Below are 15,685 nucleotides of genomic sequence, written 5' to 3'. Positions count from 1 at the left end.
AGGCAAGTTGCCATCTTCGTGGCTGGATTCCGGGTTTTACAGACAAAAAGCCGAGAATCAGCTCTTAAAAATTACTTCGTGCTCGAAACCGACATCTGCATTCTGGGGGCCGGCCCCGGCGGCGCCACCGCGGCGCTGCACCTCGCCAACGCTGGCCAGCCCTGCCTGCTCCTGGACCGCGCCACCTTCCCGCGCGACAAAGTATGCGGCGACGCGCTCAGCGGCAAAGTGCTGGTGGAACTGAAGCGGATTGATGCCACGCTGCCCGCCCGCCTTCAGGCGCTGCCCACGCAAATACCCAGCTGGGGCATCGACTTCTACGCCCCTAACGGCCGCCGGCTGACGGTGCCGTTCAAATACAGCTATAACCCCGCCACCGACCCGGCCGCCGGCCACATCAGCAAGCGCATCGACTTCGATAATTTTCTGATTGGAGAAGTGCGCCAGCGCACGGAAATCGACTTTCGGGAAGGAACGGACGTGGCCCAGCCGGAGCAGCAGCCCGATGGCCGCTGGCTCCTAAAAACCGCCGACGGCACTCCCGTAGCGTTGGCGCAGCTGCTGCTGGTGGCCAACGGGGCGCAGTCGGGGTTTGCGCGCCAGATTGCCGGGCACGCGCTGGAACCGGCTCACCATTGCGCCGGCCTGCGCGCCTACTACCGCGGCGTGCGCGGCCTGCACCCCGACAACTTTATCGAGCTGCACTTCATCAAGGACTTCCTGCCCGGCTACCTGTGGGTGTTTCCGCTGCCCAACGGCGAAGCCAACGTGGGTGTGGGCATGCTCACGGAAGCCGTATCGAAGAAGAGAGTGAACCTGCGCGAGCGGCTCGCGGAAATCCTGGCTACGCACCCGGCGTTGAAAGACCGGTTTGCCGAAGCCGAGCGGCTGGGGCCGGTGCGCGGCTTCGGGCTGCCGCTGGGCTCCAAACGGCGCGCCTTGTCGGGCCGGAACTACCTGCTGCTCGGCGACGCCGCGTCGCTCATCGACCCGTTTACCGGCGAAGGCATCAGCCACGCTATGGTATCGGGAAGGCACGCCGCCGACTGGGCCGGCCGGGCGCTGGCAGCCCGGAATTTCGCGCCGGCTTTCCTGCGCGGCTACGATGCCGCCGTGTATAACCGCCTGGGGCAGGAGCTGCGCCTGAGCCGCGCCATGCAGAAGCTGCTCGACTATCCGTGGCTGTTCAATTTCGTGGCCAACCGCGCCGCCCGCAACCCCACGCTGGCCGAAACTCTCTCCATGATGTTCCTGGACCTGGATATGCGCGCCCGGGTGCGCCAGCCCAGTTTCTACCTAAAGCTGCTTTTCGGCCGGAAATGATAGGGTGGCGGGGCTGGCAACCACCTGTCATCCTGAACGCAGTGAAGGACCTTATTACAGCGGAACGAATCGATACAACGATTTTCGTTCTGCTGTAATAAGGTCCTTCACTGCGTTCAGGATGATGAAAAGGGAGTGTTTCTGCTAACGCAGTACCTATTTCCCCGCGTAGCGGCGCAGGCTTTTGGCGGCGGCAGGGTTAAGCTGGGTGGCTTTCTCGAGGTCAGCTTTGGCCTCGTTGGGCTTGTTAATGGACGAGAAGCTGATGCCGCGGTATTCGTAGGCGTCGGCGTAGGTGGGGTCCAGCTCAATGGCCTTGGTGAAGTCCGGAATGGCGGTTTTGAACTGGAACATCTGCATGCGGGCCGCGCCCCGGCCAAAGAAGGCCTCCTTGTCGGCAGGGTTGTAGCGGGTGGCTTTGCTAAAGTCGGAAATGGCCGCCGTGTATTGCTTCAGCTTGAGGCGGTTCAGGCCCCGGTTGTAGTATACCTCGGCGTTCTTGGGCTGCAGGCGAGCGGCAAAGTTGTAGTCGGCAATGGCGTCGTTGTAGTCCTTGAGGTGGCTTTTGGCCTTGGCGCGAGTCAGCACGGCATCAAAGTCGCGCGGTTTGCTGGCCAGCGTAGCATCGGCCACCCTAATAGCCTTGCGGTAGTCGGCGCTGGTTTTGGGGGCCGCTGCTTCCACCGACGAAGGCGCTTCCGGCAGCGGAATAGCAGGTGCCGCAGAAGCCGAAAGGCTGGCGCCGGTGCTGTCGGCGGCGCGCGGCGTGGCTACTTCCTGGCGCATGGCACGCTGGGCGGTGGCAGTAGGCTTATCGGTTTCAACGGTGGTAGCACACTGCGAAAAGAAAAGCAGGCTGCCGGCAATGGAGAGGAGGGAAGCGTAACGGTGAGTCATGGCAGGGGAGCGAAAAAGAATGCAATAGGCCGTAAAAAGCCAGTCGGGCCTTCTACGGCAGCGCTACCAGAACGGATATCCGCTGGCAAGGATTTCTGCCGGTTGCACCCGCTGCCGCACCCGGCGGCGCGCACAAAAGCAGGCAGGTTGGCGAGTTGCGCCGCCTGCCTATCTTTGCCGGGCCCCGCCAGCAGTTCATGCCCGGCGCGGGTTTCCCAATCTCACCCTCAAGTACAACAACATGGCATTGCAATACGACCTGGTCGTTGTCGGCAGCGGCCCCGGCGGCTACGTGGCTGCTATCCGGGCTTCGCAGCTTGGTCTGAAAGTCGGCGTTATCGAGCGGGAGTCGCTCGGCGGCATCTGCCTCAACTGGGGCTGCATTCCAACCAAAGCCCTGCTCAAAAGCGCCCAGGTGTTTGAATACCTCAACCACGCCGCCGATTATGGCCTCAAGGCCGAAGGCGTGGGCTACGATTTTGACGCCGTTATCAAGCGCAGCCGCGGTGTGGCCGAGGGCATGAGCAAGGGTATCAACTTCCTGTTCAAAAAGAATAAAATCGACGCCCTGATGGGCACCGGCAAGCTGCTAGCCCCCGGTAAAGTGGAGCTCACCAAAGCCGACGGCACTAAGGAAACCGTGGAGGCCAAGAGCATCATTCTGGCCACCGGCGCCCGCTCGCGCGAGCTGCCCACCATGCCCGTCGACAACAAGAAAATCATTGGCTACCGCCAAGCCATGGTGATGCCCGAGCTGCCCAAGCGCCTCGTAGTGGTGGGTTCCGGCGCCATCGGCGTCGAGTTTGCCTACTTCTACCGCACCATGGGTTCGGAGGTGACGGTGGTGGAATACCTGCCGCGCATCGTGCCCGTGGAGGACGAGGAAGTGAGCCGCCAGATGGAGAAATCCTTCAAGAAAATCGGCGTGAACGTGCTGACTTCGGCCGAGGTAACCAAGGTAGACACCAGCGGCGCCGGCTGCCTCGTGACCGTGAAAACGGCCAAAGGCGACCAGCAGATTGAGTGCGACGTGGTGCTGAGCGCCGTGGGCGTGCAAACCAACCTCGAAAACATTGGTATCGAGGAGCTGGGCATCAAGGTGGAGAAAGGCCGCGTGATTGTGGACGACTTCTACCAGACCAACGTGCCCGGCATCTACGCCATCGGCGACATCGTGCCCGGCCCCGCGCTGGCTCACGTGGCTTCCGCTGAAGGCATCATCTGCGTGGAGAAAATTGCCGGCCATCACCCCGAGCCGCTCAACTACCAAAACATTCCCGGCTGCACCTACGCCTCGCCGGAAATTGCCTCGGTGGGTCTCACCGAAGCCGAAGCCAAAAAGCAGGGCTACGATATTTTGGTAGGCAAATTCCCGTTCTCCGCTTCCGGCAAAGCTTCGGCGGCCGGCGTGAAAGACGGCTTCGTGAAAGTCATCTTCGACAAGAAGTACGGCGAGTGGTTGGGCGCCCACATGATTGGCGCCAACGTGACCGAAATGATTGCCGAAGTGGTAGTAGCACGCAAGCTCGAAACCACCGGCCACGAAATCATCAAGGCCGTGCACCCGCACCCCACCATGAGCGAGGCCATCATGGAAGCCGCCGCCGCCGCCTACGGCGAGGTAATTCACCTGTAAGAGTTGTAGCACCGCTTCTGGCTTTGGCCGGATAGAGAAACGCCCCGGAATCAACTGATTTCGGGGCGTTTTCACTAGGTTTGAGTTATAACTTAAGCTATTGTAAATGAAAGCGACGATTTATTGTGTGGTAGTGGCGCTTCTGCTACTTGTAATACCAGCAGCCTCGGGGCAAGCCTTAACCCTTGAGAAGCGTCAGATTCTTGACGGAAAAGTAGAGATACTGATTCCAGGATGCTTCACTGAAATGGACCCCGAGATGCTGCAACTCAAGTATCCGTCTGCTCAGCGTCCTCGGGAGGTTTTCACAGATGAGCGAGGCGCAACCAATGTGGCCTTCAACTGGACTCAGAACAAGGCCGATCAGGCTGCCTTGCCCGCCTACGAAAAGGCCTTGTATAGTGCTTTGCAGAAGGCCCAGCCAAATGCAACCTGGTACGGCCACGGCCTGCGCACCATTCATGGTCGTCAGGTTGGCTATCTGGAAATGCTTACCCCCGCCATCGACACGGAGATATACAACCTTATGTTCTTCACGGATGTGGAAGGCCGGCTGCTTATTGTAACATTCAACTGCGTGAAGAAGGATTTGGAAGTGTACAAAGCCAGCGCCCAGCGAATCATGGCGTCGTTGCAGGTCGTCAAAAAGTAACCAAATAACCTGAACCTAAAAGCCTCGCGGTACTGTCCAGATTGTGGGCATTACCGCGAGGCTTTTAGGTTGCTGAATCAGGCTAATCTAAACCAAGCGGCTTGTTTCCCGTCAGCGGCCTAAGCCTCGCCCAGGGCACCCGAACAGCCAGCCGGGCCAACCCAAACATCTACCGCCACAACCAACGTCTTTCCAGGCCCGCCCGAAGCGCCGCCCGGCTTTCCCGAAGCCTTTCTCGGCCTAACCGAACCTCTTCCCGGCGCAACCGAAGACGTTCCCGGAGATACTTTCGGGCCTTCAGGCGTCCCGGGAGGGACTTCGGTAACGCCAGACGGGATATGAGGGCCGGGCGGCGTTGTGCCGGGCCGGCTAGCAGGCGAGGCCGGCGCTATCCCAAGCGGCTACCCGCCCGGAACCGCGCCACCTTCGCCCGGATTTCGTCGAGGCCGAGGTTGTGCACGCTGCCCAGGTGGGTGGTCTGGAATTCCTTGTGCGGCACGTAGGAGCCATCTTCCACGGCCAGGCCCACCTGCTTGTAGGCCGTGCGGAAAGGCGTGCCGGTCTGGATCAGCTGGTTGATGTTCTCCACCGTAAACACGGCGTCGTACTTGGGCTGGTTGAGCAGATCGGGCTTAATGCGCAGTTGGGGCAGAGCAAACAGCACGATGTCGAGGATATCGAGAAACTGCGTCATCGGCTCGAACAGGATTTCCTTCAGAATCTGGAAGTCCCGGTGGTAGCCGCTGGGCAGGTTGCCGGTGGCCAGCATGAGCGTGTTGGGCAGGGCCTGCAGGGCGTTGCAGCGGGCCCGGATGAGCTCGAACACGTCGGGGTTCTTTTTGTGGGGCATGATGCTGCTGCCGGTGGTAAACGCCGCGGGCAGCTCCACGAAGGCCATGTCCTGCCCGTTGTAGAGCACCAGATCGTAGCTCATCTTGGCCAGGGTGGCGGCCATGCCGGCCAGGGCAAAGGCCACGGTTTTCTCGGTTTTACCGCGCAGCATCTGGGCCCCCACGCTGCTCACGGCCAGGTTGTTGAAACCCATTTCCTGCGTGGTCTGCAGCCGGTCGATGGGGAAGGAGCTGCCGAAGCCCGCGCCCGAGCCCAGCGGGTTCTGGTCGGCCACGGTGTGGGCCGCCTCAAACAGGGCCAGGTCCAGCAACAGGTGCTCGGCGTAGGCCGAAAACCACAGCCCGAACGAGCTGGGCATGGCCGCCTGAAAGTGCGTGTAGCCGGGCATCAGGTCGGTTTTGTGCGTTTCCGCCTTCTGCAGCAGCACCTCCACCAGCTCCAGCGTTTTGGCCGCCGCGCGCCGGGTGTAGTCTTTCAGGAACAGCTGAATGGCGGTCAGCACTTGGTCGTTGCGGGAGCGGGCGGTGTGGATCTTCTTGCCCGCGTCGCCGTAGTGCTCGGTCAGGTACGCTTCGATTTTGGAGTGCACGTCCTCGAAGTCTTCGCCGATGGTGAACGTGCCGGCTTCCAGCTGGGCAGCCAGCTCCTGCAGGCCCTGCTGCAACTGCTGGTTTTCCGCCGCGGAAATCAGCCCCGCCCCGGCCAGCATGTTGGCCTGGGCCCGGGAGGCCTGCACGTCGAACTGCGCCAGGTACATATCCAGCTCCCGGTCGCGCCCGATGGTGAACTGCTCGATTTTCTTGTCAACGGCAATGCCTTTATCCCAGATTTTCATGGTAGTGCGGTGTAGCGCGAAACCTTTGCTTCGCGTTTGATGGGAAAGTTGATTCAGGCTGTAGAGACGCAATATTTTGCGTCTCATCGTTGCTGATGTTGCTGTAGTTAGTTTCAAGTCGTTTAACGGTGCGCGTTACTACGGTCAGCATTCCACGCAGTACCAATCGTTCAACGACGAGACGCAAAATATTGCGTCTCTACCTCACAGCTCCAGCCCGTCCAGCAACTCCACGTACCCCTGCATGCCGGCGCGGATTTCGCTGAGCAGGATGTACTCGTCGGGGGTGTGGGAGCGGGCCGAGTCGCCAGGGCCGATTTTGACGGTGGTGAACGGCATCATCGACTGGTCGGAGAGGGTGACGGAGCCGAAGGTACGGCGGCCCAGCGCCACGCCGCGCTGCACCAGCGGGTGCGTGAGCGGGATGCGCGAGGAGTTGAGGTGAGTGGAGCGGGGCGTCACCTCAGCTCCAATGAGGCCGCGCACGAGCTCCACCACTTCGGGGTTGGTATACAGCTCGTTGGTGCGCACGTCGGCCACGAAGGTGCAGCGGTCGGGCACCACGTTGTGCTGGGTGCCGGCCTGCAGCTGCGTCACGGTCAGCTTCACCGGGCCCAGCAGCTCCGATACTCGCTCGAACCGGTAGTTGCGCAGGCGCTGCACGTCGTCGAGGGCTTTGTAGAGGGCGTTTTCGCCTTCTTCGCGGGCGGCGTGGCCGGTGCGGCCGTGGGCTACGCAGTCGAGCACCACCAGACCTTTTTCGGCCACGGCCAGGTCCATCTGCGTCGGCTCACCCACAATGCCCAGGTCAATCCGGGGCAGCAGCGGCAGCAGCCGGCGGATGCCGTTCGCGCCCGATACCTCCTCCTCGGCCGTAATGGCGCAGATAAGGTTGTAGGGCAGATTCTCTCGTTCGTGGAAGTAGAGGAACGTGGCCAGCAGACTCACCGCCGAAGCCCCCGCGTCATTGCTGCCCAGGCCGGTCAGCCGGTCGCCTTCCACCGCGGCCCCGAACGGGTCGGCAGTCCAGGACGCGCCGGGCTTCACGGTGTCGTGGTGGGAGTTGAGCAGGATGGTGGGCCGGGCCGGGTCGAAGTGCTTCGAAACGGCCCACACGTTATTGGCGTCGCGCTGGGGGCGGGCCCCGTGGAACGTCAGAAACCGGAAGATCAGCTCGGCCGTCTGGTCTTCTTCCCGCGAGAAGGAGGGTGTCTGCACCAGTTGGGTCAGCAGCTCAATGGCGTCGTGGGTAAGGGCGGTTAGCTCCGGCATAGCACGGTTTTTACGGGCTCGTTGATGCGCAGGGCGTGCTCGATAACCACCCGCTCCACGCCGGCCTCCAGGGCGGCAAAGGCGTTATCCAGCTTGGGCACCATGCCGGCCGCAATGACGCCCGCGGCCTTCAGCTGCTGGTACTCGGCGGCGGTTATCTGCGGAATTACCGAGGCGTCGTCATTCACGTCGTGCAGCACGCCGTCCTTCTCGAAGCAGTAGTGCAGCTCCACGGCGTAGTGCGGGGCTAGGGCGCAGGCCAGCACGCTGGCAATGGTATCGGCGTTGGTGTTGAGCAGCTGGCCCGCGCCGTCGTGGGTGATGGCGCAGAACACGGGCAGCATGCCGGTTTCCAGCAACTGGTGCAGCAGGGGCACGTTTACCGCGTCGGGTGGCAGGTCGCCCACGAAGCCGTAGTCAATGTCCTTGACCGGCCGCCGCACGGCCCGGATGGCGTTGCCATCGGCGCCGGAGAGGCCCAGCGCATTCACGCCCGCGGCCTGCAGGCCGGCCACCACCTGCTTGTTGGTTTTGCCGGCGTAGAACATGGTCACAATGTCGAGGGTGGCCGCGTCGGTGATGCGGCGGCCCTGCACCATTTGGGGTTCCTGGCCCAGGTCGCGCAGCATCTGGCTGGCGCCTTTGCCGCCGCCGTGGACCAGCACCTTGCGGCCCGGCACTTGCGCCAGCTCCCGCAGAAACCGCTGCAGCTGGGCGTCATCATCAATAATGCCGCCCCCGATTTTAAAAATTTTCAGGCCTTCGCTCATAGGATGCAAGTAGGGAGAAATGCGGCATTGCGCGCCGTACGCTGCCAAAATGAGGCTCATCGGGCCCCGGCTGCAACCGGGCGGCCTCACTGTTAAGAAATTTATTTTGCTCCCGGAGCGGCAAAGTTTCCGAAAAAAATCATCTAGTTTTGCAACGATTTAGCGGTTTAAACGATTTAAACCGTGAAAACACTCCCTCGCCTCGCCGCGGCATCCGTCATGATTCAACTCTCTTCTATTGCGCTTCTGCGACGACCTAGACTGGTCGTGCGAATCATGCCAGCTTAACCGCTGGCTGCAATAGTACGTCCGGGTTCCGCCTCTACCGCGAACCGACGCCGGGTCCTCCCTCCGGAGCCCACCCCAAGAGACACCTCCCGAATCAACCGACCCTAGTCCGAGTGTAAGCCTTCGTGTGACGTTGCCCGGTATCCGCCGGGATACCCCGCTCCCCGGCCTGCTGGCCCCACCTTCTTTTTGGGTTTTTGTCGCTATCGGCGTTTCTGCCTGAGCATAGGCTTTGCCTGGCCCGCGCCGTTCCCCTCCCGCTTTTCGTCTTTCCGAGTCTGCTGCCCAACTCCGGCAGCCCACCGAGCTTTGACCATGTTCCTACGAGTCGCCGATGCTGCCGATGCGCAGTATGTGGAAATCCTCTGTCAATGGTACGCCGAATCCGCCAAAACCCGCGGCGTCGGCATTGCCAAGCGTGATCCTAACTATCTGATTAAGAAGATGGAAAAGGGTGATGCCATCATTGCCTTCCTCGATGACCAGCTGGCGGGTTTCTGCTACATCGAAACCTTCGAGGACGCGAAATTTGTGGTGAACTCGGGGCTGATTGTGAACACCGAGCTGCGCAAGGAAGGCCTGGGCCGCGCCATCAAGCACCGCGTGTTTGAACTGTCGCGCACCAAGTACCCGGCGGCTAAGATCTTCGGTATCACCACTTCGGCGGCCGTGATGAAGATCAACAACGAGCTGGGCTACCGCCCCGTGACCTTCCCCGAGCTCACGCAGTCGGACGACTTCTGGAAGGGCTGCTCCAGTTGCAAAAACTACGGCATCCTGATGGAAAACCAGCGCAAAATGTGCCTCTGCACCGGCATGGTGTACGATACGCTGGACGACAGCTTCACGCAGCAATCCATTGAAATTCTGGAGCAGAAGCACTAATCAATTGCCGTCAGCCCGTCATGCAGAGGCGGAGCCGAAGCATCTCGCATGGCTGACGCCATGAATAGCATCACAACCTCAGCACGCGAGATGCTTCGGCTCCGCCTCTGCATGACGGCCCACTAATACTACACAGCACTCCATGAAAAAAAAGGTAGTTCTCGCCTATAGCGGCGGCTTGGATACGTCCTATTGCGTGGTGTACCTGACCCGCGAGCTGGGTCTGGAAGTACACACGGTGATTGTTAACTCGGGCGGGTTCTCCGAGGAGGAGCTGGCTGGCATCGAGCAGCGCGCCTACGAAATGGGCTCCACGCGCCACGAGGTGATTGACGTGACCGAGCGGTTCTACCAGCAGTGCCTGCGCTACCTGCTGGCCGGTAACGTGCTCAAAAACGACACCTACCCGCTGAGCGTGAGTGCCGAGCGCATGTTCCAGAGCCTGGCGCTGGCCGAGTACGCCCGCGAGAACAAGGCCGACTACATTGCCCACGGCAGCACCGGCGCCGGCAACGACCAGGTACGCTTCGATGTGGCCTTTTCGGTGATTTCGCCCGACACCGAAATCATCACGCCCATCCGCGACCTGGGCCTCTCGCGCCAGCAGGAAATCGAGTATCTGCAGCAGAATGGCGTGGAGATGAGCTGGGAAAAAGCCAAATATTCCATCAACAAAGGCATCTGGGGCACCAGCGTGGGTGGCGTGGAAACCCTGACCTCCCGCCAGGGCCTGCCCGAGTCGGCCTGGCCGACGCAATTGAGCCAGCACGAGCCGCAGGAAATCAGCATCACCTTCGAGAAAGGTGAGCCGGTGGCCCTGAACGGCGAAACTATGAAGCCCGTGGATCTGATTGTGGCCCTCAACGAGCTGGCCGGCCAGTACGCCATCGGCCGCGACACCCACGTGGGCGACACGATTCTAGGCATCAAGGGCCGCGTGGGCTTCGAGGCGCCCGCGCCGCTGATCCTCATCAAAGGCCACCACTTGCTGGAAAAGCACACCTCCAGCCGCTGGCAACTGCTGCACAAGGACTACATCGCCAACTGGTACGGCACGCTTCTGCACGAGGCCCAGTACCTAGACCCGGTGATGCGCGACATGGAGGCGTTCCTGGAATCGTCGCAGGCGCGGGTGTCGGGTACGGTGTACGTGACGCTGAAGCCGTATCAGTTTGAGCTGCTGGGCGTGGAGTCGCCGTTTGATATGATGCAGTCGAAGGTGGCCACCTACGGCGAGGAAAACAACGCCTGGGACTCGCGCGACGCGAAAGGCTTCATCAAAATCTTCAGCAACCAGCTGCGGATTCACGGCTCATTCAACGATGAAAATTAAGGCTGGCATCGTCGGCGGGGCCGGCTACACGGCGGGGGAGCTGCTGCGGATTCTGCTGCACCACGAGTTTGTGGAGCTGGGTGGCATCGTGAGTTCTTCCAACGCCGGCAACCCTATCTACCAGGTGCACGACGACCTGGTGGGCGACACGGAGCTGCGCTTCGCGGCCGCGCTGCAGGGCGACGAGGACGTGGTGTTTCTGTGCCTGGGCCACGGCAACTCCAAAGCCTGGCTGACTCAGAACCCGCTACCCGAAACCACCCACATCATCGACCTGAGCAACGACTTCCGCCTGGAAGCCGACGCCGAGTTTGAAGGCCGGGAGTTTGTGTACGGGCTGCCGGAGCTGAACAAAAGCCAAATCCAGCAGGCCCAGAGCATTGCCAACCCCGGCTGCTTCGCCACGGCCATCCAGCTGGTACTGCTGCCGCTGGCCCAGGCGGGCAAGCTGACGGATGACGTGCACGTATCGGCCATTACGGGCAGCACGGGCGCGGGGCAGAGCCTCTCGGAGACGGTGCATTTCTCGTGGCGCACTAACAACGTGTCCATCTACAAGCCCTTCACGCACCAGCATTTGGGCGAGATAGGGGAGAGCCTGGCGCAGCTGCAGCATGAGCTGGCGGTGGATATCCACTTTATCCCGTACCGCGGCAACTTCACCCGGGGCATCTTCGCCAGTGTCTATACGCCGTCGGATTTGACCCAAGGCGAGGCCCGTGTGCTCTACCAGCAGTTCTACCAGGACGCCCCGTTCACCACGGTATCTGACAAGGAAGTGCATCTGAAGCAGGTAGTCAACACCAACAAATGCCTGCTGCACGTGCAGAAACTCGGCAAGCAGCTGCTTATTACCTCGGTTATCGACAACCTGGTGAAAGGCGCTTCCGGCCAGGCCGTGCAGAACATGAACCTGATCTTCGGTTTGCCCGAAACGACGGGCTTGGGGTTGAAGGCTGGGCTGTTTTAACTGATGCCAATGGCGCGGGTGTACCAGGGCTGAAGCCCTGGGCTACGTAGTGGCCGCATTTTCTACTTCGTTTTTTCGCTGACTAGCCCAGGGTTTCAACCCTGGGAACACTGGGATTACCGCAACAACCATGGAGCTTTTCAACGTGTATCCGCTCGTCAACATCACGCCCGTGAAGGCGCTGGGGGCGAAACTCTGGGACGACAAAGGCCAGGAGTATCTGGATTTTTACGGCGGGCACGCCGTTATCAGCATCGGCCACTCGCACCCGCACTACGTGCAGCGCCTCACTGAGCAACTTGGCAACATCGGCTTCTACTCCAACTCGGTGCAGATTCCGATTCAGCGGGAGTTGGCCGAGAAGCTGGGCCGGGTGTCGGGCTACGAGGACTACACGCTGTTTCTGTGCAACTCCGGGGCCGAGGCCAACGAGAATGCGCTGAAGCTGGCTTCCTTCCACACCGGCAAAAAGCGTGTCATTGCCTTCAAAGGCGCGTTCCACGGGCGCACCTCGGGCGCGGTAGCCGCCACCGATAACGCCAAAATTGTGGCGCCTTTCAACGCCGACCACCACATCAGCTTCCTAGAGTACGACCTGGCGGCAGTGGAGCAGGTGCTGCAGGGCGGCGACGTGTGCGGGGTCATCATCGAGCCCATCCAGGGCGTGGGCGGTATCATTATGCCCTCCGATGAGTTTCTGCAGGGGCTGGCGGCGCTGTGCCAGCAGTACGGCGCGCTGCTGCTGGCCGACGAGGTGCAGAGCGGCTACGGCCGCAGCGGCAAGTTCTTCGCCCACCAGCACGCCGGCATCCGGCCCGATGTCATTTCGGTGGCCAAGGGCATGGGCAACGGCTTCCCCATTGGCGGCATCCTGATTTCCCCCGAGCTGAAGGCCTCCTACGGGTTGCTGGGTACCACGTTTGGCGGCAACCACCTGGCTTGCGCCGCCGCGCTGGCCGTGCTGGAAGTTATTGAGCAGGAAAACCTGGTGCAGCACGCCGCCGAGCTGGGCGACTACCTGCGCACGGAGCTGGAAGCCCACGCCGGGGCCGAGGAAATCCGGGGTCGGGGCCTGATGGTGGGCATCAAGTACGATTTCCCCATCAAAGACCTGCGCGACCAGCTGCTCTCGGAGCACCACATCTTCGTGGGCAACGCCTCCGACCCCACGGTGCTGCGCCTGCTGCCCCCGCTGAATATCACCAAGGCCGAGGTAGACCGGTTTTTGCAGGCGCTGTACGCATTAATTCCGGCCGAAGTGAAAAAGTAAACGACCTGTGGCCTAACTTGCAGCCCCAATGAGTAGCACCCTGAAGCTCCCGAGCCACGCTCCCCTTCTGACAAGCTGCCCGCTGCCATTGGTGACTCCTGCGCAGCAACCGGCCAGTTCTTTCCCCGAAAGAACAGCCTCCCCCTTTTCCTTCCAGCAGTTATGCCCGCCCGACTTCCCGATGCCTGACATTTGGAAGTGGCAGGGTGCGGGACCGATTGATCTAGTTTCTTTCTCTCCCGTTTGGCTAAAGTCATTGTTCGGCTGGAATAGACCTCACTTGTTTGGTTCTGTTCCAGCCGAAATTGTATCCGGCCGGCGGCAAATGTTGCGGAACGAAATACGAGCACTATGTAGAGACGCGACACTTCGCGTCTCGCCGTTGAACGGCCCGCCCCACACCCAGCCTCGACAGCGTTAGCAACGATTGAGACGCGAAGTATCGCGTCTCTACATTCCCTCCCTACAAATGTCCAAAACAGTAAAACTCGTCCTCGAAGACGGTACTGAAATCCAGGGCCAGTCGTTCGGCGCCTTCACCTCCGCCGCGGGCGAGGTGGTATTCAGCACGGCCATGACCGGCTACCCCGAAAACCTTACAGACCCGTCCTTCGCCGGGCAGATTCTGGTGCTGACCTACCCCATGGTGGGCAACTACGGGGTGCCGGGTGAGGAGCTGTACGAGTCAATTTCGAAGATTTTCGAGTCGGACAAGATTCACATTGCCGGGCTGGTGGTGAACTACTACTCCGAGGAGCACAGCCACTGGAACGCCGCCAAGAGCCTGGGCGACTGGCTGGCGGAGTACAACATCCCCGGCATCTTCGGCGTCGATACCCGCATGCTCACCAAGAAGCTGCGCGAGAAGGGCGCCATGCTCGGCAAAATTGTGGCCGAGCAGGACGTGCCTTTGCACGACCCCAATTTGGAAAACCTGGTGGCCCAGGTGAGCCCTCAGGGCGTGCAGCACTACGGCACGGGCCAGCATAAAATCGTGCTGGTTGACTGCGGCACCAAAACCAACATTATTCGCTGCTTCCTGGAGCGCGACGTGGAGCTGATTCGGGTGCCCTGGGACTACGACTTCACCCAGTTCGACTACGACGGCCTGTTCCTGAGCAACGGCCCCGGCGACCCCAAAATGTGCGAGGCCACCATTGGCCACCTGCAAACGGCGCTAGGCCAGGACAAGCCGATTTTCGGTATCTGCCTGGGCAGCCAACTCATGGGCTTGGCCGCGGGCGGCGACACCTTCAAGTTGAAATACGGCCACCGCAGCCACAACCAGCCCGTGAAGCTCACCGGCACCCAGCACTGCTACATCACCAGCCAGAACCACGGCTTCGCGGTGGATACCGCCACGCTGCCCGCCGAGTGGGATATGCTGTTCGAAAACCTCAACGACGGCACCTGCGAAGGCATTAAGCACAAAACTAAGCCGTTCTTCTCCACCCAGTTCCACCCCGAAGCCGCCGGCGGCCCGCAGGATACGGAGTTTCTGTTCGACCAGTTTCTGGACGAGGTAGAGAAGTATAAGGCTGGCAAGTAGAAGCCAAAAAACCGTTTCTGAGCTTCTATCCAACCACTACTTGTTCTGTGCCTATGCTGCTCTCAGAAGATGCCAAGTTCGTTATCCAGTGCTTTGTGTACTACCTTTTTAAAGGTACGATAGCGCCCGAGCTTATTACTTCTGAGCCTAATTATGTGCAGTCACTTTTGCGAGAGCCACAACAGTTGGAATATACTTTCCATTTGCTGGCAAATGCTCTTCGGCAAGATGAGGGTAGTGCTTACTCAGTTGCAGTTGAGTACTTGGTCGCGAAGTATGCATTGCACGACCATGTACGCGTTGAAGCTTTGCTAGTTAGCTTACATCAAACAGTGTTTGATGATGTGTATGCTCGTTTTTTTCAACTAGCCTGCCACTTCATCTATAACACGTTTGATGATCCAATTCAGAATCCTGACTACTTACTGTGGCTAGAAGGCAATGGGACTGACGCCGTACCGACGTTTGCAACCTGGACTTACGAAATTAATCGACCTTTCACAGACAAAGTTGAAGCATTCAGCCGGGCTTTAAAGAGGGCGAATGAAAGAGCACGGAGGCAATTCGATGATTATGCACCAGCCGTTTGGTTTACAGATGATGAGCTGGAGCAGGACATCTACTAAACTTCTATACTGACTCCAACGAAGCGGTAGAGATGTTCCGACTTCGCTCAGCATAACGTTCAGTTATTCATCACTTCCCAACGCACTGCTCTTATGCAAGAAAAACGTAGAGGCTTTCCGAACTGGGGATATGTGCTGTTGGGTGCTTTGGCTTTCGCGGGGTTCTACTTCGTCAGGAACATGGGCCAGAAGACGATTTTGAAAGCCGTACTGGGTGAGCCAGCCAATTTGATTAACAAGTCCATGAGTTCGGCTCGGGTTTCACCTCGGATTACCAGTAGGACAGGACACATAACCTCCAAAAACTTTAAGGTGGAGAAGCTCGGCGCTACCAAGGATTCGCTCTCCTTCCGATTTTTCTTGGATGGTGAGCGGGCCGATGCCACCGTCAGGCTTTGGATGGCCAGGCGCCCGTCGGGTGAATGGCAAATAGTAAAAAGTGACACCGTCTTTACCGAATAGAAACTTCCCTCACCTAACCAATCGGCTGTAGCCGACTTAGTACGACTGCCTTTGAACATGACCGC

General features: G+C 60.0%; 14 protein-coding genes. 10 read left to right on the top strand and 4 right to left on the bottom strand.

Features of this window, described 5'->3' with window-relative positions; translation table 11 throughout:
• The first annotated feature begins 78 nt into the window (after positions 1-78).
• Complete coding sequence (locus tag IC231_RS10715; RefSeq protein ID WP_190784507.1) at positions 79-1,323, top strand: NAD(P)/FAD-dependent oxidoreductase; 1,245 nt, start codon at positions 79-81, stop codon at positions 1,321-1,323.
• Positions 1,324-1,479: 156 nt separating this feature from the next.
• Here the strand turns inward: IC231_RS10715 and IC231_RS10710 are convergent, their stop codons facing one another.
• Positions 1,480-2,220: a tetratricopeptide repeat protein gene (locus IC231_RS10710; protein ID WP_190784506.1), complete on the bottom strand. Its 741-nt coding sequence runs from the start codon at positions 2,218-2,220 to the stop codon at positions 1,480-1,482.
• A 241-nt stretch (positions 2,221-2,461) separates the two neighbouring features.
• Here IC231_RS10710 and lpdA point away from each other — a divergent pair, with 241 nt between their 5' ends.
• On the top strand, positions 2,462-3,856 hold the full coding sequence (gene lpdA / locus IC231_RS10705) for a dihydrolipoyl dehydrogenase (RefSeq protein WP_190784505.1): 1,395 nt from the start codon (positions 2,462-2,464) through the stop codon (positions 3,854-3,856).
• Between the two features lie 106 nt (positions 3,857-3,962).
• Complete coding sequence (locus tag IC231_RS10700; RefSeq protein ID WP_190784504.1) at positions 3,963-4,508, top strand: hypothetical protein; 546 nt, start codon at positions 3,963-3,965, stop codon at positions 4,506-4,508.
• Between the two features lie 388 nt (positions 4,509-4,896).
• Here IC231_RS10700 and argH read toward each other — a convergent pair whose 3' ends face one another.
• The 3 genes from argH to argB form a co-directional block, all read right to left on the bottom strand.
• On the bottom strand, positions 4,897-6,195 hold the full coding sequence (argH, locus tag IC231_RS10695) for an argininosuccinate lyase (RefSeq protein ID WP_190784503.1): 1,299 nt from the start codon (positions 6,193-6,195) through the stop codon (positions 4,897-4,899).
• Positions 6,196-6,399: 204 nt separating this feature from the next.
• Positions 6,400-7,467, bottom strand: coding sequence for a M20 family metallo-hydrolase (locus IC231_RS10690; RefSeq protein ID WP_190784502.1), 1,068 nt, complete (start codon positions 7,465-7,467; stop codon positions 6,400-6,402).
• Entirely contained in the window at positions 7,455-8,237 is a 783-nt protein-coding gene (gene argB, locus IC231_RS10685; RefSeq protein ID WP_190784501.1) for an acetylglutamate kinase, read from the bottom strand. The genes IC231_RS10690 and argB overlap by 13 nt, the downstream gene beginning before the upstream one ends.
• A 603-nt stretch (positions 8,238-8,840) precedes the next feature.
• Here argB and IC231_RS10680 point away from each other — a divergent pair.
• The 7 genes from IC231_RS10680 to IC231_RS10650 all read left to right on the top strand — a co-directional run bounded on the left by IC231_RS10680 (position 8,841) and on the right by IC231_RS10650 (position 15,620).
• Positions 8,841-9,410: a GNAT family N-acetyltransferase gene (locus IC231_RS10680; protein ID WP_190784500.1), complete on the top strand. Its 570-nt coding sequence runs from the start codon at positions 8,841-8,843 to the stop codon at positions 9,408-9,410.
• 142 nt (positions 9,411-9,552) lie between these two features.
• Positions 9,553-10,743 (top strand): argininosuccinate synthase, encoded by a 1,191-nt coding sequence (gene argG / locus IC231_RS10675; protein WP_190784499.1) that lies wholly within the window; start codon positions 9,553-9,555, stop codon positions 10,741-10,743.
• Positions 10,733-11,713 (top strand): N-acetyl-gamma-glutamyl-phosphate reductase, encoded by a 981-nt coding sequence (gene argC, locus IC231_RS10670; RefSeq protein ID WP_190784498.1) that lies wholly within the window; start codon positions 10,733-10,735, stop codon positions 11,711-11,713. The genes argG and argC overlap by 11 nt, the downstream gene beginning before the upstream one ends.
• Positions 11,714-11,843: 130 nt before the next feature.
• The gene (locus IC231_RS10665; protein ID WP_190784497.1) at positions 11,844-12,983 is read left to right on the top strand and encodes an aspartate aminotransferase family protein; all 1,140 of its coding nucleotides are present in this window, start codon (positions 11,844-11,846) and stop codon (positions 12,981-12,983) included.
• A 469-nt stretch (positions 12,984-13,452) separates the two neighbouring features.
• The gene (gene carA / locus IC231_RS10660) at positions 13,453-14,532 is read left to right on the top strand and encodes a glutamine-hydrolyzing carbamoyl-phosphate synthase small subunit (protein ID WP_190784496.1); all 1,080 of its coding nucleotides are present in this window, start codon (positions 13,453-13,455) and stop codon (positions 14,530-14,532) included.
• A gap of 53 nt (positions 14,533-14,585) precedes the next feature.
• Entirely contained in the window at positions 14,586-15,158 is a 573-nt protein-coding gene (locus tag IC231_RS10655; protein ID WP_190784495.1) for a DUF7677 family protein, read from the top strand.
• Between the two features lie 93 nt (positions 15,159-15,251).
• Positions 15,252-15,620 (top strand): hypothetical protein, encoded by a 369-nt coding sequence (locus tag IC231_RS10650; RefSeq protein ID WP_190784494.1) that lies wholly within the window; start codon positions 15,252-15,254, stop codon positions 15,618-15,620.
• Positions 15,621-15,685: the final 65 nt, after the last annotated feature.

This window comes from Hymenobacter duratus (assembly GCF_014698995.1).
Taxonomy (GTDB): Bacteria; Bacteroidota; Bacteroidia; order Cytophagales; family Hymenobacteraceae; genus Hymenobacter; species Hymenobacter duratus.
This window is presented reverse-complemented; position numbering and strand designations above follow the sequence as displayed.